This window comes from Pseudomonas japonica, from assembly GCF_900188455.1.
In the GTDB taxonomy this organism is placed as follows: Bacteria; Pseudomonadota; Gammaproteobacteria; order Pseudomonadales; family Pseudomonadaceae; genus Aquipseudomonas; species Aquipseudomonas japonica.
Genome location: NZ_FZOL01000008.1, coordinates 191,117 through 215,253, shown reverse-complemented (window position 1 = coordinate 215,253; position 24,137 = coordinate 191,117). Strand labels below are relative to the sequence as shown.

12 protein-coding genes are annotated in these 24,137 nt (G+C 63.8%); 3 read left to right on the top strand and 9 right to left on the bottom strand.

The features are described from left to right. Positions 1–63: 63 nt before the first annotated feature. The 7 genes from CHB99_RS12600 to ribBA form a co-directional block, all read right to left on the bottom strand. Entirely contained in the window at positions 64–2,913 is a 2,850-nt protein-coding gene (locus CHB99_RS12600; protein ID WP_084702706.1) for an RHS repeat-associated core domain-containing protein, read from the bottom strand. A gap of 134 nt (positions 2,914–3,047) precedes the next feature. After that, positions 3,048–4,196 (bottom strand): ABC transporter ATP-binding protein, encoded by a 1,149-nt coding sequence (locus tag CHB99_RS12595; protein ID WP_042124677.1) that lies wholly within the window; start codon positions 4,194–4,196, stop codon positions 3,048–3,050. A 19-nt stretch (positions 4,197–4,215) separates the two neighbouring features. Next, on the bottom strand, positions 4,216–5,025 hold the full coding sequence (locus CHB99_RS12590; protein ID WP_042124675.1) for an ABC transporter permease: 810 nt from the start codon (positions 5,023–5,025) through the stop codon (positions 4,216–4,218). Between the two features lie 6 nt (positions 5,026–5,031). Continuing rightward, positions 5,032–5,949, bottom strand: a complete 918-nt coding sequence (locus CHB99_RS12585) for an ABC transporter permease (RefSeq protein WP_042124673.1) — start codon at positions 5,947–5,949, stop codon at positions 5,032–5,034. Continuing rightward, positions 5,946–6,971 (bottom strand): ABC transporter substrate-binding protein, encoded by a 1,026-nt coding sequence (locus tag CHB99_RS12580; RefSeq protein ID WP_042124671.1) that lies wholly within the window; start codon positions 6,969–6,971, stop codon positions 5,946–5,948. Before CHB99_RS12580 ends, CHB99_RS12585 begins: the two co-directional genes overlap by 4 nt. Before the next feature lie 704 nt (positions 6,972–7,675). Continuing rightward, positions 7,676–15,949 carry an RHS repeat-associated core domain-containing protein gene (locus CHB99_RS12575; RefSeq protein ID WP_089266521.1) on the bottom strand — a complete coding sequence of 2,758 codons (8,274 nt, stop codon included), beginning with the start codon at positions 15,947–15,949 and terminating at the stop codon, positions 7,676–7,678. A gap of 195 nt (positions 15,950–16,144) precedes the next feature. Next, positions 16,145–17,278 (bottom strand): bifunctional 3,4-dihydroxy-2-butanone-4-phosphate synthase/GTP cyclohydrolase II, encoded by a 1,134-nt coding sequence (gene ribBA / locus CHB99_RS12570; RefSeq protein ID WP_042128932.1) that lies wholly within the window; start codon positions 17,276–17,278, stop codon positions 16,145–16,147. Positions 17,279–17,355: 77 nt separating this feature from the next. Here ribBA and CHB99_RS12565 point away from each other — a divergent pair, with 77 nt between their 5' ends. Beyond that, positions 17,356–17,649, top strand: coding sequence for a DUF1330 domain-containing protein (locus CHB99_RS12565; RefSeq protein WP_042128935.1), 294 nt, complete (start codon positions 17,356–17,358; stop codon positions 17,647–17,649). Between the two features lie 30 nt (positions 17,650–17,679). Here CHB99_RS12565 and CHB99_RS12560 read toward each other — a convergent pair whose 3' ends face one another. Beyond that, positions 17,680–18,402 carry a pirin family protein gene (locus CHB99_RS12560; RefSeq protein ID WP_042128937.1) on the bottom strand — a complete coding sequence of 241 codons (723 nt, stop codon included), beginning with the start codon at positions 18,400–18,402 and terminating at the stop codon, positions 17,680–17,682. Positions 18,403–18,609: 207 nt separating this feature from the next. On the opposite strand from CHB99_RS12560, the gene CHB99_RS12555 reads away from it, so the two are divergent. Then, positions 18,610–19,560, top strand: coding sequence for a GlxA family transcriptional regulator (locus tag CHB99_RS12555; RefSeq protein ID WP_042128939.1), 951 nt, complete (start codon positions 18,610–18,612; stop codon positions 19,558–19,560). 259 nt (positions 19,561–19,819) lie between these two features. Continuing rightward, entirely contained in the window at positions 19,820–21,181 is a 1,362-nt protein-coding gene (locus CHB99_RS12550) for an ATP-binding protein (protein WP_052419538.1), read from the top strand. On the opposite strand, the gene CHB99_RS12545 is transcribed toward CHB99_RS12550, so the two are convergent. Then, on the bottom strand, positions 21,169–23,955 hold the full coding sequence (locus tag CHB99_RS12545; protein ID WP_042128941.1) for an ATP-binding protein: 2,787 nt from the start codon (positions 23,953–23,955) through the stop codon (positions 21,169–21,171). The genes CHB99_RS12550 and CHB99_RS12545 overlap by 13 nt on opposite strands. Between the last annotated feature and the right edge of the window lie 182 nt (positions 23,956–24,137).

Genomic DNA, 24,137 nt, shown 5'->3' with positions numbered 1-24,137 from the left:
CAACGCGTGCCCTGGCCCGAGCAAGTGGGTCGGGGCACGTGTTGCTTGCTTTTCGTGGGTGACTCATCGTGCCCAGGAATGGTCCCCCCCGTTGGATATGAATTTGCCCAGCCCGCGGATCTGCCGGTAGGGCCTGTGCAGTGCGGCGATGTTGTCGAGGCTCAGATTGGCATTCTTGCCGACCAAACGCCGCTTGTGTGCGGTGAACAGGTCCAGCTTGAGATTGAAATCGGCGGGTGCCATGCCTCGGTAGTGGTGGTAAAGGGTCGTGGTGAATGCCCTGGGGCCTGCAATCCTGAAAATGTCCTGTTCACCTCCTTCGACACGTGCGACAGCGTTTTCCAGCATCTGCTCGATGACGGGATGTCCTTCCACTGCTGCTATCGGTGAATTACCGATGAGATCCCCGTAGCCGATCATGTGGCTTTCGACATTCACGCCCAGGCCTCCGGGAAATTCCAGCGCGCCGAAGGGGTGCTCTTGCCGGTCGTCGATGTCTTTGTAAACACCCCCTTCATACTTGAGCAGCATCAGTCGCAGGAGGTCGCTGGCCTGTGCATATTTCCTTTCTGCGGTGGCCTGTTCATAGAGGCCGAAGGAGGGATGTTTTCTGGCATCGGACAACCATCGCGCGGAGCGAATGTCCTGCAGCCTGATTGCGCTTGAATCGAACTGCTGGCGCATGCTCTCGAGGGCGGCCTCGTGACCTTTGATCGCACTGTCGAACCAGACGTGCGTGGCATAGTCGCTGTTCATCCGTGCGGTGTCACGGGAGAGCGCACTGTTCTTTTCGGACAGCGGCGCAGTTCCGATCCAGATCATCTGGATAGCTTTCTTGATCGCGCGCATGGGCAGTCGGGCGACTTCCGCGTCGATCAGTTCGTCGAACCGTGCGCCGTTTGCCGAGTCAACACATGCCAGACTCGCTACCCGGCCGTCGCTGTCGATCAGGGATGCCGGATTGTTGCGCGCCATTCGATACAGGTTCGGTCCATCAACGGTGCCGGCCGGATCGCTCGACAACCAACGCCCCGCCCAAGGTTGGTAATAGCGGTACCCATAGTAGTAGAGGCCGGTAGCATCCCGTTCCTTGCCGGAGTATCTGGCGATCTTCAAGTCGGCCGCGCCAGGGGTGGATGTGCTCCAGAGCGCTCTGCCGCCGTACGGATAGAACTCTTCGCGGCTGATCAGCGCGCCCCGGTCGTCCAGTTCCAGTTCGTGGCTGCCCACGAGGTTGGTCAGGCTGTAGCGGACGTGATCGTTGTCAATGCCGTCCGGTAGACCGGATTGCCAGTGCATTATCCGCACCTGACCCAACGTCACGATATGCAGGCATTCCTTCTGTACGTCATCAATTGTGGTCGTGCGTATTTCAAGGCCCGGCAGATAGACCACGGCGCTCTGTACGACGGTGTTGCGGGTGTGGGAGCGGCGTATCTTGCGAATGCGCCGTGCGTCGGCCCCGTACCGATACAACTCGATGTCGGAGTCGTTTCCCGGTCGCGTGACGGGAGTGGCCTGGCTCAATTCGCCGCGGGTGTTCCAGTGCAGTACCTGGCCAGGCTGCAAGTAGCGCTGTTGTCCCTGCGGGCTGAACAGCGCATCGACGTGTTCGGGATCGTCCGTCAGGGCAGCGATCACCGCGCGATTGCTGTACTGCGAAACCGTCATGTCGCGCGTAAAGCTGTGGTTGGCGGCAGGAGCGGTGTGACGGATACGTGTCAGGTTATCGCCACGGTCATAACGGTAGCTGCGGTTATACCGCGTCCAGCTGTCGTCGGTCACGGGCGGGGGGAGTGTGGCCAGCCACTCATTGGTGGCGTTGTTGGCCATCTCACGACCGGTCGAATGGGTCATCTGGTACAGCGTGTCGTACTCGAACGCGCTGTGCGCCGAGACCTTCTGATTGCGCCAGTAGCGCTCGGGCTGGGCCAGGTCCTTGATGTAAAGGACATTGCCCATAGGGTCATATTCATAGTTCAGGTCTTGCAGCATGTGTGTGCCTTGACGGCTTGTCAGGCGAATCAGGCGCAAGGTTTCGGCTTCGTAGCCATGCTCGGTGGACACGCCATTGGCCAGGTGTTCGGAACGTTTTTCTCCTGCGGCACCGTAGGTGATATTGCGAATGACAGGCTGTTCGTCGGCACCCGCGAGCGTGATCCAGCCGCACATCAATTGACCCGCCACATCGTATGCCATGCGCCGGAGATGGCCCATGGCGTCGATGATTGCGACCGGCTTGCCGGTGCTGTCATGGAGGGCGCGGGTGGTGAGCGTGTCGGGCTCCAGCAGCAGGCGCCAGTCGTCTTCACTGGCACCTTGCCAGTCCACGTTGTGCGTCGGGGTCGTCAGTCGGCGCGTTGTCGAGCGCTGCTGGCCGCACAGGGAGATGCTGTCGGTCTGATCCAGCCCGGCAGGATCGTAGTGCCTTACGCATTGGCCGCAGAGGTTGTGGCGCTGTTCTTCAGGCAATTGCTGTGCCCAGACGAAGCGTTCGCTGACCATCGCGGGCTGCTCCGCCAGTCCCTCGCGGATGCTGAGCACACGGCCTGGCAACGAGGAAGGCTCGTACCCCCACTCACGGGTTATCAGGCTGTCACTGCCAACCCCCGTGTACAGCAACGAGGGTCGCCCTGCGGCATCCATCAGGCTGATGCTCACACCGGCATCGACGCTGTCGGTGAGCGCAATGGCACCGCTCAACGTGTGAATGTGCTGCACACAGGGCGTTTCGTTCAATCGTGGATCGAACAACCGCGCCGCACGTCCGGCCAGATCATAATGCTGAACGGACCTGCGGGTATCCGTCACCACCGGGTTGTCCGGGTGGCGATGGTAAGAGACAGTGCAGACTTCCAGCCCGCGACTGTCATGAGCGGTCACGGTCGGCGTATGGGCGAACAAGGCACGCATGTCGGTGTCCTGCGGGAGGCTTCCATTCCAGTGAAGCCCCTCGCCTCAGGAGCCGCTAACGTTCGATAGACCGATTTGCAATTACCGGCCTTGGCGCCGCCGCATGATTCCAGGTGCGGATTGTGCCGGGTCGATCAATGCGCCCCGGCCGCCTTGCTCAGATCGCTCTCCTGCCACTCGGTATATACACAGGCATCCGCCACCGCCCAGCGCACCTTCACCTCATCCCCCGGCTTCATCGACATGCCCGCCGCCGACAAGGCTTTCACGGTCATGGCCGTACCACCGGCGGTGATCACGCTGCAGGTCTGGCTTTCACCGAGGAACAGCACCTCGCAGACCTTCGCCGTCACCTCGTTCCAGCCCGCTGGCAACGCTTCCAGCGCGGCCTGCTCGCGGCTCAGGGCCAGGGCCTTCTCCGGGCGCACCATCAGCAGCGCATCCTGGCCCTTGTTCAGGCCCGGCGTCAGGCGCATGGCCACCGCCTGGCCCTCGAAACTGGCCACGCCATTGCCCTGGGCCTGCACCCGCAGGAAGTTGGAGTTGCCGAGGAACGAGGCGACGAAGGCATTCGGCGGGTTCTGGTACAGGTCGTAGCCGGTGCCCAGGCCGACGATCTTGCCGTGGCTGAAAATGGCGATGCGCTGCGACAGGCGCATGGCCTCTTCCTGGTCGTGGGTCACGTAGACGATGGTGATGCCCAGCCGGCGGTGCAGTTGGCGCAGTTCGTCCTGCAGGTCTTCGCGCAGTTTCTTGTCCAGCGCGCCGAGCGGTTCGTCCATCAGCAGGATGCGCGGTTCGTAGACCAGCGCCCGGGCGATGGCCACGCGTTGCTGCTGGCCGCCGGACAGTTGCGCCGGGCGGCGATGGGCGAACTTGTCCAGTTGCACCAGCTTGAGCATGGCGTCCACCTGCTTGTCGCGCTCGGCGGCGCTGCGCTTGCGGATGGCCAGGGGGAAGGCGATGTTGTCGCGTACCGAGAGGTGCGGGAACAGCGAATAGCGCTGGAACACCATGCCAATGTCGCGTTTGTGCGGCGGTACGTTGACCAGCGACTGGCCATTGACCAGGATTTCGCCGCTGCTCGGCGTCTCGAAGCCGGCCAGCATCGACAGGGTGGTGCTCTTGCCCGAGCCGCTGGAGCCGAGGAAGGTGAGGAATTCGCCGTCCTGGATCTCCAGGTCGATGTTGTCCACCGCGGCGAAGTCGCCGTAGTGCTTGTTCAGGTTGCGCAGGCTGACGAGGGTCTTGGCCTGGGCGGCATCTTTGATCACTGCACTCATGTCTATTCTCTCCAGGCGCTCAGGCGCTGACTTCGTTGCGCCGGCGCAGAGCGGCGGCGATCACCATGACCAGTACCGACAGGCCGATCAGCAGCGTCGAGGCGACGGCGATCACGGGCGTCAGGTCCTGGCGCAGGGTGGTCCACATTTTCACGGGGAGGGTCTGCAGGGTCGGGCTGGCCATCATCACGCTGAGCACCACTTCGTCCCACGAGACGAGAAAGGCGAACAGGGCGCCGGCGATCATCCCCGGGCGGATCGCCGGGAAGGTCACCTTGAACACCGCCTGCAGGCGCGAGGCGCCGCAGATCACCGCGGCATCCTCGATCGACTGGTCGAACAGCTTCAGCGAGTTGATGATCGAGATGATGGTGAAGGGCAGGGCGACGATCACGTGGCTGACCACGAAGGAAAACAGCGTGCCGGTGTAGCCCAGTTTGAGAAACAGCGCGTACACCGCCACGGCGATGATCACCAGCGGCACGATCATCGGCAGGGTGAACAGGCCATAGAGCATCTCGCGGCCAGGGAAGCGCCCGCGCACCAGGGCGAAGGCGGTGGGCAGGCCCAGGGCCACGGCGCACACGGTGGTCAGCACCGCCACCTTGAGGCTGGCCAGGGCCGCGTCCATCCATTCGGCGTTGGAGAAGAACTGCGTGTACCACTTCAGGGTCCAGCCCGGCGGCGGGAACACCAGCCACTGCGACGAGCCGAACGACAGCAGGACGATGAACACGATCGGCAGCAGCAGGAACAGCGCGATCAGCCCGGTAGTGGTGTAAAGCCCGAAGCGCAGGCGCCGGCTCATGGCATTGGGGGTCAGGAGCATGGTCGCTTACCTCGCGTTGCCAACCGGGGATTCCGGTTGCAGCTTCAGATAGAAGTAGAACAGCACCAGGGTGATCAGGATCAGCAACGCCGCGGCGGCGCTGGCCAGGCCCCAGTTGAGGAACGACTGCACCTGCTGGACGATGAATTCCGGCAGCATCATGTTCTGCGCGCCACCGAGCAGGGCCGGGGTCACGTAGTAGCCCAGGGACATGACGAAGACCATCAAGGCCCCGGAGAACAGGCCCGAGCGGCACAGCGGCAGGAACACCTTGAAGAAGTTGGTCCAGGGGCTGGCGCCGCAGATCGAGCCGGCCTGCAGGACCATCGGGTCGATGGCCTGCATGGTCGCCTGCAGCGGCAGGACGATGAACGGGATCATGATGTAGCTCATGCCGATCACCACGCCGGTGAGGTTGTGCACCATCTCCAGCGGGACATCGATGATGCCCAGTGCCATCAACGCCTTGTTGATCACCCCGGAGGCCTGCAGCAGCACCAGCCAGGAGTAGGTGCGGGCGAGCAGGCTGGTCCACATCGACAGCAGGACGATGTTCAGCAGCCAGCGGCCCCAGCCGCGTGGCACCAGGGTGATCGCCCAGGCCAGGGGAAAGCCGAGCAGCACGCTGATCAGGGTGACCAGGCCGGCCACCGAGAAGGTGTTGAACAGCACCCGGGCGTAGGCCGAGTTGGCGAACAACTGCTCGTAGTTGCCCAGCCCCGGCACCGGTTCCAGCACACCGCGCAGGAGCAGGCCGATCAGCGGTGCGAAGAAGAACAGGCCGAGGAACAGCAGGGCCGGCAGCAGGTTGCGGCTGCCGCGCCAGCGTTGGCGCAGCGGGGGCGTGGACGGCATGGTCGCTCCCTTGGCGCCGGTGCCGCCGGCACCGGTCGCGTTATGCAAGGCGTTGATGGCGACTTTCATTTGACCAGCCACTCATTCCAGCGGGTGGCGATGGCTGGACCGTTCTTCGCCCAGTAGGCGAAGTCCAGGGTGACCTGATCCTGAGCGTAGGCGGTCGGCAGGTTCGGCGCGAGGTCGGACTTGAGCTGGCCGATGCTGTCCAGGTTGACCGGGGCGTAGGCGGTGAGGTTGGCGAAGTCGGCCTGGCCTTTTGCGCTGCTGGCATTGGCCAGGAACTTCATGGCCGCGTCCTTGTTCTTCGCGCCTTTCGGGATCACCAGGAAGTCGGCCATGACCAGGTTCTGCTTCCAGCTCACGCCGACCGGTGCGCCGTCCTGCTGCAGGGCGTAGACCCGGCCGTTCCAGAACTGGCCGAGGGTCGCCTCGCCGGAGGCCAGCAGTTGCTGGGACTGGGCGCCGCCGCCCCACCAGACGATGTCCTTCTTGATGGTGTCGAGTTTCTTGAAGGCGCGGTCCAGGTCCAGCGGATAGAGCTTGTCGGCGGGTACGCCGTCGGCCAGCAGGGCCAGTTCCAGCACGCCGGGGCTCGGCCATTTGTACAGGGCACGCTTGCCGGGGTAGCTCTTGGTGTCGAACAGCGCGCTCCAGTCCTGCGGCTTGTTGCCGCCCAGCTTGCCCTCGTTGAAGCCGAGGACGAAGGAGAAGAAGAACGAACCGACGCCATGGTCGGAGACGAAACGCGGGTCGATGCGATCGCGCTTGATGGTGTTGAAGTCGAGGGGCTCGAGCAGACCTTCGCTGGCGGCGCGCAGGGCGAAGTCGGCTTCGACGTCGACCACATCCCACTGCACGTTGCCGCTTTCGACCATGGCCTTGAGTTTGCCGTAGTCGGTCGGGCCGTCCTGCACGACCTTGATCTCGCTGCTCTTGCTGAAGGTATCGGCCCATGCCTGTTTCTGGGCGTCCTGGGTGGTACCGCCCCAACTGACGAAGTTCAGGCTGTCGGCGGCCTGGGTGGCCTGGCAGGCCAGGGTCAACAGGCTGGCGGACAGCACTGCGGTTACACGTTTGCTCAACAGCATGGTTACGCCCTCGTTGCTTTTGTTATTCGAGGCGGGCTTCTGTCGCCCGCCAATCATGTTCGGGGAGCAGCTTTGAAACAGTGTCGGTGGCCGGATCTGAGTGTAGGAAACGGCCGGGCAGTTTTAAGGTCTACGGGATATCATATTATGGTATTCCAAGATTTTGGCAAGAGGAGGGTGCGACCGGCCATCACTCGGCGATCCGTTTCTGGTTTGGGGGCTTGTCGCGAATGAACAGGCCTTATCGCTGCATGGGTATCTACACATCTCTGAAAACCTGGCGGAAAGCGCATCAAGGCCGCCAGGTGCCTGTCTTGAGTCTTGCAGCGCTCTGAAGATCGAGCGCCGCCCGCGCGGCGCATCGCGGATGAATCCGCTCCCACATTTGTTGCAACGTGCCTATGCCTGACAGGCCATGGTTGTCCGCCTTGTTGGTTCGACTCGATACCGAGTCGAACCCGACAGCCTCCCCGCGATACATCGCCGAAAGACAAAGGCTGACAACTCAATTCTCACAGGCCATGGCACGTTGCAATAGATGTGGGAGCGGATTCATCCGCGATGCGCCGCGCGGGCGGCGCTCGATCTGGAGGGCGCTGCAAGACTCAAGACAGGCCCCTTGCGGCCTTGATGCGGTCCCCCGACAAGCCTTCGAAGCTGTGCAGATACCCGTGCAGCGATGAGGCCTGTCGTTTCACGCCAGGTCAGGGGAACAGCTTTTCCCGGCCTGGCATCGGCAGGGCGACCAGCGACCGGCTTTCGGTCTCGCTGTCCGTTTCCGGCATGAACTTCTGGATCAGCACATTGGGCCCCGAGTGGGCGTCCAGCGTGTAACCGAGCAGGTCGAGCAGCGAATCATCGAACTGGCGGATGCTGCCCTTGAACAGGCTCTGCCCGGTGCCAGCCGCTTCCTGCAAGAAGCTGATGCCTGAGCCCGCGCCCCGTACCACGTCACCGACAGTCCCGGCAGCGTCATTGTTCAGGTGGGCCACCTTGAATGCATCGAATCTCCCTGCCGCCTTGGCTTCGTCTGCCTGCTGGATCAACTGGGTCAAAGCTCTGCTGCGGGCTTCCTGGGAGATGCGCAGCTCGTTGGCGAGCTTGGGCCATTTCACCGGGAACCGTATCGACGGCCCGCCACGAACGCGGAACCAGTTGCGCGGCAAGCTCCTGAGACCATTCAGGCCCATGCCAATTCCGGCCGCGGCGCTGGCGACACCGAAGGCATGCCCCCAGCTTTCGAGGGTCCGGGACAGACCCGGATCGCTTTCCGAGATGATGATCGAGGCCACGTCGAAGGATAAGGAAAGCACCGCCAGCATCGTTGTGGCGACCGCCAGGAGCATCGATGTCCCCGCGGTGAATGGCGCCAGCAGCACACCCACCGCACCGACCACGATGCGGAACGCGGTGCTATGGATAATCCCCGTGCCGAGCCAGCGCGAGTACTGGGCGATGACCTCGCGCCCGCTGGGGTCCGCGTGGTTGACCGGATCGGCGTTGCCGAACACGTATCCCGCCGCCCCGCCCACACCGAACGGGCTCTTGATATCCCGGGACAGGAAGTGCCCCCAGGCCGGGTCGTAGAGGCGATAGCCATTGCCCAGGTGATACAGGCCCACGCGGTTAAGCGGTTCACCCTTGAAGCCCAGCCAGTTCTCCGCCTTGGCCCCTGAATGCCGCTTGCCATAAGGCTCGTAGCGGAAGTAGGTGATGGCCTTGGTGGCCAGGTCGATGCTGGCGAAGACCGTGCCGTTGGCGTCGCGCAGTTCGAATGAGCGGCTTTCCTTTTTGTCGGTGTTGGCGTCCTGCAACAGGCAGGCGCGGCTTTCATTGCGCAGCACCAGCGAGCGCTCGGCGAAGGCCGCGCCCGGGGCGGTATCAGATTGGACCAGGGCATACACGCACTCGCCACGGTAGTGATAGATATCGGTCTGGGTGCCGTTGCCGCCGCCGCGCACCCGGCCTTCGCCGTCATAGCTGAACGTGTATTGGGTCTTGTCGGCATCGGTCGAATACGTATTGACCTGGCCGTTGTCGTGGTAACTCAGGCGTCGGTTTCCGTCGATGGTCAGGCTGCCCTTGGCGTCGTAGGTTTTTGCCGTACCTGGTGCGGTGTCCGGAACCTTGTCGGTGGTTTTCTGAGTGAGCACCTGGGTCACCATGCCGGGTTTGAGATCGACGTAGTAGAACAGGTCGGACTTGCCGCTGGACGAGTTGGCATGGCTGACCGTGCTGCCGAGCAGGTCGTAGCTGTAGGTATCCGTCCGGCTGGAGGATTCCACCCATTTCTTCAGGCGCAGGCAGTCGTCGTATTCGTAGCTGTCGGCGAACTTTTCCGTACCTTTTTCCTTGATAACGGTCTTGCTCAGGCGTCCATCCCCACGCAGGGTGCGCTCCACGCTCACCTCCACCCCTGTGCAGGTGAAGGTGCGCTTGATCTCCTGCCCGAGCCCGTCGTAGGTGTACTCCACCTTCATCTCGAGATTGGAGGCTTTCACCGCCTTGACGGTTTCACTGCTGAGCAGGCCATTGTCGGCATAGATCCGGCTGCACACGCAGTGTTCACTCTTGGACCCGACAAGGCGATCGAAGAAATCGTACTCGTAGGTGGTGACTGCTTGGGTAAGGTCGGTAAAGCCGATCACCCGCCCGCCAAGGCTGAACTCCAGCGATGAGCTCGCGTTTTGCCTGGACAGGTGCTGGGTTTGCTTGAGGGAGATCGGGTCGAGGATGTCGCTGCAACCCTCCATTGGCGTCGGTGCGGTATCGGGTGTCGTGCGTGTGCCCTTGGTCGACGCACCGCTGTAGCTGAATGAAACCGTGTTGTCTCCGGCACACTGTTCGGTGACGCGGCCGAGGAAGTCCACAGTCTGGGAGCCGAGCTCGACCTCGGTGGCGGCACCACTCTTGACCCAGGCACCGTTGGCGGCGGCCGCCAGGTTGCCCTGGCCATATGAGTTGCGCAGCACCACACCCTCACGTGTGCTGGTCAGCAGACGCCCGGAAGCATCGTAGGTGTAGCTGGAGGCCGCTCCGGTCCTGGGCGCGACCTCGGTCAACTGGGCGTATTTGTCGTAGGTGAAGTCGAGCTTGTCCTGCTCGGTTTCCTTGTTGGCGGACTCGACCCTGATATAGCGCACCGACTGCATCAGCCCTTCGGGAGACATGCTTCGCTCTATCTTGCAGCCCTCGCCACCGGTCAGTGAATACTGCTCTGTGATCAGGTTCTTGCCGGCATCGAACTGCCGATCGATGCTGAATTTGCCCTGGGTAACGCACTCGCCCCTGGCACCGGGGGTGCGTTTGCGGATCACCTTGTTCAATTCCTTGCCCGTGTTGTCCTTGAGCAGGAGGGTCGTGGTGATGATGCCACTGGCGTCATAGCTCCATTGGGTCTCGCGCGCGGCAAGCTTTTCACTGCTTGCGTTGTAGTCGGTTTCCACCAGGCTGGCCATGCGGCCAAGGTTGTCGTAGTTCCAGCGATGGGTTTCCACGTACTTGGTACCACCCGGCAGCTTGGCCGCCTGGGAGATCCTGCGCCCGATGGCATCGCGCTCGACCCGGGTAAAGACCTTGCGCTCCTCCATGTCGTACTGCCAGACCAGATTGCGTGCCAGGGTGCAGGTGGTCTTGCGCATATCCACGGTGTCCAGGCTGACGGTTTCGCTGAGCAGGTTGCCCAGGGGATCGTAGCTGCGGACGGTCTTGCAGCCTTCGCTGTCGGTGCTTTCCAACAGGCGCCCGGTCAACCGCGAGCGGGTCTGGCGGGTGGTGACAGCCTTCTTGCTGACGTTGTCGGTGACGGTGGTCTCGAGGATGAGCTTGTCGCTATCCGACGGATCCAGGCTGTACGCATAGCGGATGGTGGTGCTGATGGTGTCGCTGGCACCCTTGTCATCGACGAAACTGTTCTTGCAGCAAGCGACCATGCCGTAGCCTGGCTTGGTCTTGTCGATGTGGTAATCGTAGGTTTCCAGGGTCATGCCGGTCGACTTCCTGCTATTCAGCCTGAAGCCCTGGCTGTTGGCCTTGCTCTGTTCCTCGACGCTCTTGTTCAGGTCTTTCAGCATCTCCTCGTAACCGGATTTTTCCTGGGCGTTCGCCGCACTGATCTGTGTTTTCAGGCTCTTGACCAAGGGGGCCGCGGCATTGGTCGCCACGGCCAATTGCTCCGTGGTCACATCCACCGAACTGCAGTCGGGCTGGAGAATGGTCAGTTTCTGTTTGGCCCGGATGTGCCCGTCGAAGTTGCCATAGCCGAAGAAGGTCAGGCGCTGCGGCACTTCCTGGCCGCCGATCCTGCGGCTGACCAGTTCGGATTCCACGTCGCCGGAAAATGGCCGGTCGCTGCCACAGTGGACGATAGCCACCGGCAGGTCGAAGGCCTTTTTCGCATAGTCGTTGACGGCCGGCAGCATTTCGACCGTGGTATCCAGGCGCGTCCCCCAGGTCATGCCGCTGTAGCTACCAAGGGCAAATACCGCTCCAAGAGGGTTGGCATAGTCGATGACCTTGAACAGGCAGGCGAAGAAGCTCCAGTCCTCTACATGTGTCTCGGTTTCCGTGACCCTGAACTGCTGGTAGTTGTTGTAGTAGGTCCATTGGGTGATTTCATCGTTGTTGGTGCGCCGTATCGGGTTGCCAATGCCGTCCAGCGCCAGGGTCTGCTGATCGACCAGCACGTCGCCCTCCCAGGTGCGGTTTTGCGACACTACCCACTTGTTCCTGGTATCCAGGCTATGGATACGCTGCTTGCAGAGCGGCACCGCGTCGCTGCCGTAGCGCTCTGTGCAACTCTGCTCGTTGTGGAAGTTGTAATGGCGCAGCAACGTGGTGCGGGGTGTTGCGCTCTTGTAATAACCGACCAGGGTGGTCGTGGTGCCGGAATAGGCATAGTCATGCACCAGATCGTCCATGCCGGCTCCCGGAGCCAGCGTATGGCGAGTGACCCTGTTGTCAGGGGCGTATTCCAGGGTTTCGCGATGCATTGCCTTGTCGGTCACCTTCTCGAAGGGGTGCTGATGCTCGGCTTCGAAACTGGTCAGGTTGCCGGCCGCGTCTCGCTTGATCAGGTACGCGATCTTGCCCGAGGTGGCGAAACCGTCTCCGTTCAGGCTGGTCTGTTGTCCGTTGCAACTGGCCTTGACGAAGGTGAAGGTTCTTTTTTCCGTCGTGCTGTCCGGAAATATGACGATGGTCTTGGGCAGTCGCCACATCCCGGATCCCTTGAGCTCCTCGAATGAATGCCAATCGACCTGCAGCAGCACCCGCTCGCCTTTGCTGACCTGCTCCAGCCCGAAGAAGTTGTATTTCAAGTCAAGGCACAGGCCGGACGGGAGCATGTACTGGGTCCAGTTCACTTGATATTCATCTGCGGTCTGGATGCGGAACCTGAAGGTGTCGCGGCCACCGTCCTTGTAGCTGACCACATAGCCCGCCCTGACGGTCTGAGGGCCTCCGAGTTCGCTCACTATCTCCTCGGTGAATGGCCGGACGGTGAAATCCCCGCCATTCATCGAAACGCTTCCATGGCTGACGCTGACAACCCGCCCATCCCTCAAGGTGATCAGCGCCGCAGTCCCGTCGTTGCCAGCGACCAGCTTCACCCGGTTCAGGAAATTGCCCACCTGGACATGGATGCCATTGGACTTTTCGTATGAAAGATTGATCGCCAGGGGGTTCTTCAGGCTGTCATCGGCAAACAACTCCGCCAAGGGGATGCGCAACACCCCCTCGCCAGTCCTGGCATCGACGGTGACGTGCTTGCGTGACTCCATGCACTGCTCGAACACTTGCATGGTCTCGCTGCTCATTCCCGGCTGCGGCTCGCTCATGGGCACGAGCGTCTGCATCTCTATTTCCAGCATCGAGCCCTTGGGCGTCCACAAGAGGTTCTTGTTCTCCTCCTGGAACGGCTCGATCAAGTCCTTCTCGGTGTTTTCCCGACCGGCGCGGATGAACTTGCTGGTCTTGTTGATCTCTTCGGCGCAGTCCTTCGGCCACAGTCCCAGGGCCAACCGGTTCGCCTTGGGCGTGAACGACAGCGTTTCCAGGATCCGCCCGGTGTTCTGGCTCTTGACGTTCACTACCACCCGTTCGTTCTCCACCAGGTTGTGGTCGCCGATGACACTCCCCTGGTCCCAGTTGCCCAGGCTGGGCAGGGTGTGGAACGCCCGCACATTGCTTGCACAACCCCAGATCTTGTTCAGATAGCTGCTCGACGTTGGTTTAGGGACGGCATCGCCGACTTTCTCCCCGGCAACCACCAGTTCCGTCGCCTTGTCGATCGCGGCGGCAAAATCCCGTGCCTCCGAAAAGCGGCCAGTGCGCCCAGCAACCGGCGTGAAGGTGATCTCACGCAGGATGACGTCGCTGGCGTTGTCCATCACGTAGACATGGCTCTTCTCGTTCACCGTCAGATCGTGCTGCAGGGAGATCGGCGCCAGTTCCTTTAGCTGGGTTTTCTCGCAAGTCACCGTCAGAAACGACTTCTTGGGCAGCCAGAGCACGTTGTTGCTGGCGTGCTCGGCCGGGACGATGGTCTTTTTCGTGGTGTCCTTGACTCCGGCCTTGAGGTAAAGGCTGTTCTCGTTGATATAGGTCGCCAGGTCCTTGGCCCATTGGGTCGCGGCCAGCCTGGCTGGATCGGGAGTGAAGGTCAGCGCTTCGCAGAAGTTCTTCCCGGTCATGCTCGCCACCTTGACCACGATGCGGTCGGCGGCCGTCAGCACCTCGGTGGCCGTGATCTTGTTGTCATCGACCCAGTTGTCCAGGTGCAGGGCGGTGGTGAACAGGCGTAGATTGGCGTATTTCTCGCTGATCGCGGTCGCCGTGGCCGAGGCATGGACGGACGAAGCGTTGATCAGCTTGGCCAGGGCGTCCGGCCATCTGTCCTTGGCCAGCGTGTTGGCACTGGCCCGGGCGGTCAGGACGATGTGATCGAGCAACAGGTTGGCGCTATTGTCGAAGGCGAAGAAGGTGATGCGCTCGCCTTCCTGCGCATCGCGGTCAGCGCTGATCTTGCAGGCCTCCTTCACCTTGTCGATGGTCCAGGACACACCGTAATTGGAATTGGCAGGAAGCCAGATGAAGTTCGAGCCCGGCGCCCGGTCGGGCTGTATCAGACTGGGGTTGTCCGGGCTCTGCACGCCCGCCCGGACAAAATGGCTGGTGTTGTTGATATGCTCAGCGAAATCATGGCCGCATCCTCCGGGATCCGTCTGCAGCGCATTCGGGGTGAAGATGATGGTCTCGATCAGGCGGCGAAACCTGTTGCGCACCTCCACCCGCAGTACATCATCTCTGGAGACCGTCTGGGTGATGTCGATCTTCGAGCGACGGACGTTATCCCAGTTGTCGATATGCGCCACCGTGGTAACGACTTCGATCTCGCTCAGGGACCAGGTCCAGTATTTGTTCATGCGGTCGCCGAGCATGATGTCCCAGTTACCGGCGGCATCGTGGGTGCCGGCGCGGATCAGCTTGAGGTTACCGTTGACATGTCGGCACAGGTCGGTCATCCAGACGCTCTGGCTGAGGCGGCCGGCCGTGGGCACGAAGGTGGTCTGCTCCAGTACGGTGCCCGTGGCCTTGTCGAAGACATTGACGGTGACGCGCTCACCCGCGGTCAGATCGCGGCCCGTGCGGACGTCGCCCAGCTCGGTCCAGGTGCTCGACAGGTCGATCGACCAGCCGTATTCGTGATCTGTCACGGCGGTCGACCAGTCGATCGACCAACTCACCCTGAAATCGGCGTTGAATGGAATCCAGATCCAGTTCGCCAGATGCTCCGCATAGGCCTTGATCTGATGTCCGCTGTTGTGGCCCGCGCGCACATAGTGGCTGGTCCTGTTGATCTCGAGCGCGAAGTCCTTGCCACAGAACCCGGGAGTGTTACGCCCGGCCGTTGGCTTGAAGCTGACGGTTTCCAGCAACACGCCCTTCGCGTTGTGCACCTTGAGCTGGAGGGTGGCACCGACCGTGACGTCCTCGGTGAGATCGATGTTGACCCGTTTGTCAGTGGTCCAGTTGTTGGCGCGTGCCGTCGTGGTGATGACCTGCACGTCGCGGTCGGTGATGCTCCAGAATTTGTTGAGATAGCCGCTGTTCTTGATCTCCAGTTTGCTGCCGACCTTGATGCCAGCACGAATCAGCTTCAATTGGGCATTGACCTGCTCGCACAGGTCCATCACCCAGGTGTACTGGTCCAGGCGACCGGCCTTGGGCACGAAGGTGGTCTGCTCCAGCACGGTCTGCGTAGCCCGGTCGAAGACGTTGACCGTGACCCGCTCGCCCTCGGCCAGATCACGGCCGGACCAGACCTCGTCCAGCTCCTTCAGGGAGGACAGGTCGACCGACCAGCTCACGGTGAAATCGGCGTTGAACGGAATCCAGATCCAGTTCGCCAGATGCTCCGCATAGGCCTTGATCTGATGTCCGCTGTTGTGGCCCGCGCGCACATAGTGGCTGGTCCTGTTGATCTCGAGCGCGAAGTCCTTGCCGCAGAACCCGGGAGTGTTACGCCCGGCCGTTGGCTTGAAGCTGACGGTTTCCAGCAACACGCCCTTCGCGTTGTGCACCTTGAGCTGGAGGGTGGCACCGACCGTGACGTCCTCGGTGAGATCGATGTTGACCCGTTTGTCAGTGGTCCAGTTGTTGGCGCGCGCTGTCGTGGTGATGACCTGCACGTCGCGGTCGGTGATGCCCCAGAATTTGTTGAGATAGCCGCTGTTCTTGATCTCCAGTTTGCTGCCGACCTTGATGCCAGCACGAATCAGCTTCAATTGGGCATTGACCTGCTCGCACAGGTCCATCACCCAGGTGTACTGGTCCAGGCGACCGGCCTTGGGCACGAAGGTGGTCTGCTCCAGCACGGTCTGGGTAGCCCGGTCGAAGACGTTGACCGTAACCCGCTCGCCCTCGGCCAGATCACGGCCGGACCATACGTCACCCAGCTCCGTCCATTTGTTCGCCATTGCGCAAGCTCCTCGGATGAGCATCGGAGGACGGCTGCGCAAAGCATCGTCGGACCGACGCGACAACCACAAGAAAGGGATGGATGCGCTTTACGGTAGTGAGTGGGGATAAGCGGTACAACTGACAGAAATGTCAGGTGGGTGGTTATCCAGTGCCTGGTCTGGCGGGGCCCAACCGCGATAGCGATAGAGCCCTCAAGGTTGGGGGCAGCCCAGCATCCCTTCTTCAAAAGGAATGCTCTGCACTACCTCCAGGTCATACCCGGTCAACCCGGCATACTTCAGAGGCGGACCCAGATGGCACAGCTTGCCCACGCCCAGGTCCTGCAGAATCTGCGCCCCGGTCCCGACCTCGGAATAGGTCTTGGTGCTCCCACGCTGATACGGCCGCGGCGGCTGGGTCAGGTGTGGTACCCGCTCCAGCAGGGCTTGCGACGATTCATGGTTGGCGAGAATGATCACCACCCCGGCGCCTTCGGCGGCAACTTTCTGCAGTGCCGCCCACAACGTCCAGTTGGCCGGTCCGGCATAGTCGGCGCCGACCAGGTCGCGCAGTGGGTCGATCACATGCACCCGCACCAGGGTTGGCTGCTCGCGACGGATATCGCCCATGACCATGGCCATGTGCACGCCGCCCTCGATGCGGTCCTCGTAGGTCACCAGGCGGAAGGTGCCGTGCACCGTCGGCAGCTCACGCTCGCCGATGCGCTTGATCGTCTGCTCGGTGCTCAGGCGGTAGTGGATCAGGTCGGCGATGGTGCCGATCTTGATGCCGTGACGGGCGGCGAAGACTTCCAGGTCGGGGCGGCGGGCCATGGTGCCGTCGTCGTTGAGCACCTCGACGATCACCGAGGCCGGGGTGAAGCCGGCCAGGCGCGCCAGGTCACAGCCGGCCTCGGTATGCCCGGCGCGGGTCAGCACGCCGCCTTCGCGAGCGCGCAGGGGAAAGATATGGCCGGGCTGGACCAGGTCGTCCGCCGTGGCGTTCGCGGCCACCGCCGCGGCCACGGTGCAGGCACGGTCGGCGGCGGAGATGCCGGTGGTGACCCCGCGCGCCGCCTCGATCGACACGGTGAAGGCGGTACTGAAGGCACTGCCGTTGGCCGGGACCATCTGCTCCAGGCCCAGGCGCTGGCAGTGTTCGTCGGTCAGGGTCAGGCAGATCAGGCCGCGCGCCTCGCGGGCCATGAAGCTGATGGCGGCGGCGTCGCAACGCTCGGCGGCGATCAGCAGGTCACCTTCGTTTTCCCGGTCTTCGTCGTCCACCAGCAGGACCATCTTGCCCTGGCGATAGTCTTCGAGAATTTCTTCGATGCTGTTGAAAGCCATGCTGCGCGCTCACTGTGGTTCGTTGAGAATTATGGTATACCATAATACGAATTGACCCAGTAGAGGAGCACGAACCGATGAAGGCGTACTGGATTGCCCATGTCGATGTGAGCGACCCCCAGCAGTACCAGCAATACACCCAGCGCGCCCCGGCGGCGTTCGCCGCGTTCGGTGGCAGGCTGCTGGCCCGTGGCGGGCGCAGCGAGGCGATGGAGGGGCGACCGACGCCGCAGCGCAGCGTGGTCATCGAGTTCGAATCGTACGAGAAGGCCGTGGCCTGCTACCGCTCGGCGCAGTACCAGGAGGCGTGCGGGTTTCGCCAGGGCGTGGCGAAGGCGGAAGTGATCATCGTCGAAGGCTGCGAGCCCTGAACCGACAGACGGTGCAGGGCTCGCGGGCGATCAGGCCATGCCTGGCAGTTCGTGCGGACGCAGGTCGAACACCAGCACTTCGGCATCCTCGCCGTTGCGCAGCTCGACGATCTGCTCCTGGCGCAGGCGCACGCCGTCGCCTTCGCGCAGTTGCAGGCCATTCAGCACCACGCTGCCGCGGGCCACATGCACGTAGGCGTTGCGCTCTGCCGGCAGGGTCAGGGTGGCGCGCTCGTCGCCATCGAACAGCCCGGCGTAGACCCGCGCATCCTGGCGGATATGCAGTGAACCGTCGGCGCCGTCCGGCGAGATGATCAGTTGCAGCCGACCGCGTTTGTCCTCGGCGCTGAAGTGCGCCTGCTGGTAGCGCGGCTCGGCACCGCTGACCGCCGGGACGATCCAGATCTGCAGGAAATGCACCGGCTCGTCGTGCGAATGGTTGAACTCGCTGTGGGCCACGCCGCTGCCGGCACTCATCAGTTGCACATCGCCCGGACGGATCACCGAACCGGTGCCGAGGGTGTCCTTGTGTTCCAGCGCGCCTTCGAGGACGTAGGAGAAGATCTCCATGTCGCGGTGCGGGTGCTGGCCGAAACCCTTGCCCTCGCTGACCCGGTCGTCGTTGATCACCAGCAGGTCGGAAAAGCCCTGCTCGGCGGGGTTGCGGTAATGGGCGAAGGAAAAGGTGTGGTAGGACTTCAGCCAGCCATGGTTGGCCAGGCCACGATCGGACGCTTTGCGCAGGGTAAGCATGGTGAATCTCCTTGTCTGGTCGGGTTGCGGAAGGCAACCGTCGAGGTGATGGGGCTAGATTACTGGTTACCCGTTGGCGCAATAAGTAGGCGTAAATGGAATTACTGTCCTGTATGGGTGGACAATTCGTCAGAGCGTTCCGATGCCACGGTGCGACAAGTCATACTGCGTCGCACTCCTTCTCTAGACCTGCGGTGACCCCCTTCGATGAAAAGCGTGGCCATGGTGCTGTTCCCGGACTTTCTCCTGCTGGACATGGCGGGGCCGCTGGAGGTGTTCTCCATCGCCAACCGCTACCTCAAGGCCGAGGACCACTACCAGTTGACCACCCTTGGCGCGGTGCCCGGGGCGATCCGCGCGTCCAATGGCGTGACGGTGCAGCCCGACCGTCCGATCGCCGCGGACGACGGCGGCTGGGACCTGCTGCTGGTACCTGGCGGCCCCGGGGCCTACAACGAAATCTGCCCGCCGTTGAACCTGTGGCTGCAGACGCTCGCCAGCCGTGCCCGGCACTATGGGTCGATCTGCACCGGCTCCTTCATTCTCGGCCATGCCGGCCTGCTCGACGGTTATCGCGTCACCACGCACTGGCACTACACCGAGCGCATGGCCCGGGCGTTTCCGCGGACCCAGGTGGAGACCGACCAGATCTATGTCCGCGACCGTCGGTTGATCACCTCCGGCGGGGTGACCGCGGGGATCGACCTGGCCCTTGGGGTGGTGGCCGAGGACCACGGCAAGAAGCTTGCCCAGGATGTGGCCAAGGTGCTGCTGGTGGTGATGAAACGCCAGGGCGGGCAGGCGCGTTTCAGCCCGCTGGTGGGCGCGGTGGCCAAGGAGGAGACGCCGATCACCCGGGTCCAGCAGCATGTCCTGGAGCATCTGGAAGAGCCGTTCGGCATCCAGCGCATGGCGGCCCTGGCGGCGATGAGCCCGCGGCATTTTTCCCGGGTGTTCCAGCGTGAGGTGAACATGACGCCCATGGTCTTTCTGCAGAACGCGCGGATCGATCGGGCGCGGGAGCTGCTGGAAAGTGGTGATCTGCCGTTGAAGACCGTGGCATATCGCAGTGGCTTTGGCAGTGTGCGGTATATGCGCCAGGTGTTCAGCGAGCGGTTGGGGGTGACGCCTGGCGAGTATCGGGAGCAGTTCGGCTGATATTGAACTCTGAAAACCCCGTAGGAGCTGGCTTGCCTGCGAAAGGACCGCGCAGCGGTCCCAGTATTTATTGACATCACCCGCAGGGGACCGCTGCGCGGTCCTTTCGCAGTGGTTCGTCACACGGCAAGCCAGCTCCTACGGCTGATGTCCGTCCCCGACACCCCTTTGGCCGGATCCCGCCCTTCGGCGCAGTTGCCCTGACGTCCGCGCCTGCCAAGATGAGTCCATCGATTCATGAGGCAGGAGGTGAAAGGTCTTGGGTGCGCTCGCCAGTATTTCCGGCAACGACGCGGTGCTGCGTTTCGGTCGCTACACGTTGCGCACCCGACAGCGCCAACTGCTCGATGGCGCCGAGCCGCTGCGCATCGGCGGGCGGGCCATGGACATTCTCCAGGTGTTGCTCGAACGCCCCGGTGCGGTGGTCGACAAGCACACCCTGATCGCCCGTATCTGGCCTCACAGCGTGGTCGAGGAGATCAACCTGCGGGTGCATATCGCCGCGCTGCGCCGCGTCCTCGGCGAGGGTTTCATCGTCAATGTGCCGGGGCAGGGCTACCGCTTCGTCGCCGCGGTACGTCACGAAGGCAGTGTCGCCAGCCACAATCTGCCGACCCGCCTGACGCGTCTGGTCGGTCGCGACGATGAGCTGGCGGCCCTCGATCGGCTGCTGACGCAACGGCGCCTGGTCACCCTCGGCGGCCCGGTCGGGGTCGGCAAGACTGCCCTGGCCCTGGGCGCCGCCGAAGCGCAGCTGCGCCGCTGGCGCGACGGTGTCTGGCTGATCGATTTCGCCCAGGCGCAGTGCCCCGCCCAGGCTGTGGCCAATCTGCTGCGCGAACAGGGCCTGGAGCCCTGCGACGACTGTCCGCTCGGCGGTCTGCCCGGCTATCTGCTGGAGCGTCACCTGCTGCTGGTGCTGGACCACTGCGAGGCACTGCCCCAGGGCAGCCGGCGCCTGGCCGAGGCGCTGCTGGCACTGGCGCCGGGGGTGACGATCCTCGCGGTGAGCCGCGAGCCGCTGCGCATTCGTGGGGAAACCCTGTTGTCGCTGCTGCCGCTGGCGGTGCCGCCCAGTAGCGACGGACACAGTGTCGAACAGTTCATGTGCTATGCCGCGGTACGCCTGTTCGTCAGCTGTGCCCAGGCCCGTCAGGCCGACTTCCGCCTGCGTCCGCAAGACCTCAAGCCGCTCCGGGAAATCTGCCGGCGCCTGGACGGCCTGCCGCTGGCGCTGGAGCTGGCGGCGGCACAGATCGACGTGCTAGGTCTGGTGGGCCTGCGCGCGCAACTGGAGGCCGGCCTGCAGGTGCTCAATCGCGGTCGGCGCACCGCCGCGGCCCGCCATCAGTCGCTGTGCGCGGCGCTGGACTGGAGTTTCCAGCGCCTGCCGGAAATCGAACAGCGGGTGCTGCAGCGGTTGGCGCAGTTGCCACGCCCCTTCGACCTGGAGCAGGCGGTGGCCCATGTCGCCGCCGATGGCATCGGGCCGCTGCGCGCGGTGCGGGCGGTCGAGCAACTGGCGGCCAAGTCGTTGCTCACGGTGGCCGAGGCGCCATCGCGCTATCGCGTGCTCAACAGCACCCGCTGGTATGTCCAGCGCCACGCTCAGTTGGTATAGCGGCCCGGTGCTGTCTCGCGGGCTGGCAAGCGTTGCAGCAGATGCCCGGCCTGAACCAGTTCGGTGCTGGCGAAACCTTCGCTGAAGCGCGCGTACACCGGTGCCAGCAGTTGCCGCGCCGGCAACGGTCGACCGTCGTCCAGCCACAGTTGCGCCAGGGCGCGGGCACTGCGCAGCTCCCAGGCCAGCGCCTGCTGCCGGCGCGCGATGCCCAGGGCCTTGAGCAGCAGCGCCTCGGCTTCCTGGCGCTGGTCGCCGGCGAGCAACCGCGCGGCATGCGAGCAGAGCAGGGCGGCGCTGGCCCAGCCGGCCTCGCCGCTGTGGGCGCGGGCCAGTTGCCCGGCATCCACGCGCCCCGGCACCAGGGTCGCCAGCAGGTCGCCGAGCAGGCCGGGCGGGCTGCTCGGCAACGGCGCGGCGTCCTCCAGGGCCTGGGTGTAATGCCCGGCCCAATCCTGGAACAGCCACAGCGCATGGCGAAGCGCCTGCTCGCGCAGCAGGGCCACCCGCTCCCGGGCCAGATCCCGCTCGCCGTTGTACCAAGGGATGACGCAGCCACTCAGGGCCAGGGTGTAGCACAGCGTGGTGCCATGGTTGATCCGCAGGGCCAGGCTCAGTGCCTGGTCGGCGGTGCGCGCGGCCTGCTCCGGCAGGCCCTGCAGCCAGAGAATGCGCGCCAGCAGGGTGAGGGCGGCGACGCTCTGGTCGTACTGCACGCCGAAGCCCTGGGTGAAGCGGTTCAGGCGGCCGCTGTGGGCCATGCGCTGCAGGGCATCCTCGGCTTCGCGGCGGGCGTCCGCCTGGTCGCCGCTGAAGTGCAGGCCGAGCCCGCGCAGGCGCTGGGCGCTGAGGGCCAGCAAGGGATCCTCGGCCGGGCCGCGCTGGTCGAAATCACGGCTCAGGCGCAGGGCCTGGCGGTATTCGCCACGGTACAGATTCACCGCCATGTGCCCGGAAATCGCCCGCAACTGGCCGGGCAGATCGCCGTGGCGCTCGGCCAGTTCGCGGGCGCTGGCGAAGGCTTCCAGAGTCTGGGCGGTGCCGCCCTGGCCGTGATAGCTGAAGGTGCCCATGGCCAGTTTCAGGTCGATGTGCAGGTGCCAGCCCGGATGCGCCTCGCTGTCGAGGCGGCGCAGGGCCTTGCGGATATGCCGGCCGTGCTCGGCGAGCAGCGACAGCTCCTGCCAGAGGGGCGCCGACGCCGCGGTCAGGCGGGCGCCGAGCAACCCGGCGTCGCCACTGGCGAAACTCCATTCGAGCGCCGCGCGCAGGTCGTCGAGGCCCCGCGAGTAGCGCTCCAGCCATTGCTCGGCGGCGGTTTGCGCCCATTCGCTTTCGGCCTGCTGCATCACCGCCAGGCAACGCTCGGCGTGGCGTTTCTGCGCGGCTGGCAGTTCGCCGGCCTGTTGCAGTTTGCCCAGGGCATAGCAGCGGGTGGTATCGAGCATGCGATAGAACACGTCCTCGTCGCCGACATCGACATTGAGCAGCGACTTGCCGACCAGTTGGCTCACCGCATCCAGCACCTGCTCGGGAGCGAGCCGTTCACCCGCGGCCAGGGCCTGCGCCGAGGCCAGGCTGAAGGCGCCGCGAAACACGCTGAGGCGGCGCAGGCAGGTGCGTTCGCTGTCGGCCAGCAACTGGAAGCTCCAGTCGAGGGTGGCGGTGAGCAGGTGCTGACGCTGTTCGTCGCTGGCGGACGGGACCAGGTGGCGGCGCAGGTCGGCGAGCAGGCCGTCGAGGCCGAGGTTGTCCAGTTGCGCGGCGGCCAGTTCCAGGGCCAGGGGGATGCCGTCGAGATGGCGGCAGATGGCGATGACCGTGTCCAGGTTGTCCGTGTTCAGTTCGAAACTTTCCCGGCTGGCCATGGCCCGTTCGACGAACAGTTGCACCGCGCCGAAACCCAGGGCCTGTGGTGGGTCGTACAGCGTTTCGGCGCTGGGGCATTCGAGGGCCTCCAGACGCTGCAGGCATTCGCCCTCGGCGCGCAGGCTTTCGCGGCTGGTGACCAGGATGCGCAAGTGTGGCGCGCAGCGCAGCAGGTGTTCGACCAGGGTGGCGACCGAGTCCACCAGGTGTTCGGCGTTGTCGATCAGCAGCAGCAACTCGCGCTCGCGCAGCCAGGCGCACAGTGCCTCCAGCGGCGCCTGGTCGGGCAGGGTCAGGCCGAGCACGCCGGCCAGGTTGCTGACGATGGTCGAGGGGCTGTTCAACGGGCTCAGGTCGAGCAGGTGCACGCCGTCGTGGTACTGCCCGAGCAGTTGTTCGGCGACACGCAGGGCCACGGTGGTCTTGCCGATGCCGCCGGGGCCGGCGAGGGTCAGCAGGCGCTGACGGGTCAACTGGCCGAGCAACTGGTTGACCAGCACCTGGCGGCCGATCAGGCGCGTGCGCCGCGGCGGCAGGTTGTGCCGGACCTCGCCGCTGGCCGGTGCCGGCAGCTCCCGTGCTTGCGCCAGCGCGGCGACGAAGCTGTAGCCACGCTGGGCCACGGTGACGATGTAGCGCTGGCCGCCCTGGCCATCGCCGAGGGCCTTGCGCAGTGCGGCGATATGCACCCGCAGGCTGATCTCCTCGACCACGCTGTCGGGCCAGACCCGTGCCAGCAACTGCTGCTTGCCGATCACCTCGCCGGGCTGCTCCAGCAGCACCAGCAGGATGTCCATGGCGCGGCGTCCCAGGCGCAGGGGGCGATCGTTCTCGACGATCAGGCGCTGGCCGGGATAGACCCGATAGGGGCCGAACTGCACGGCCTGTTCACGGTTGCGGCTCACACTTTCACTCCCGACGCTGGTTCCCGACTATCGGCAGACCCTCGCAGAGGGCTCTAATCCGTGGCTTGCGCGCATGTTGGGCGGGTTTGCGCAGCAACGCAACGCCTGCAACTTGGATACCTGCCACCCCGGACGACTACGCTTGTACCGCTTCGCTCGTCACCCCAGTATCCAGGGGTGTT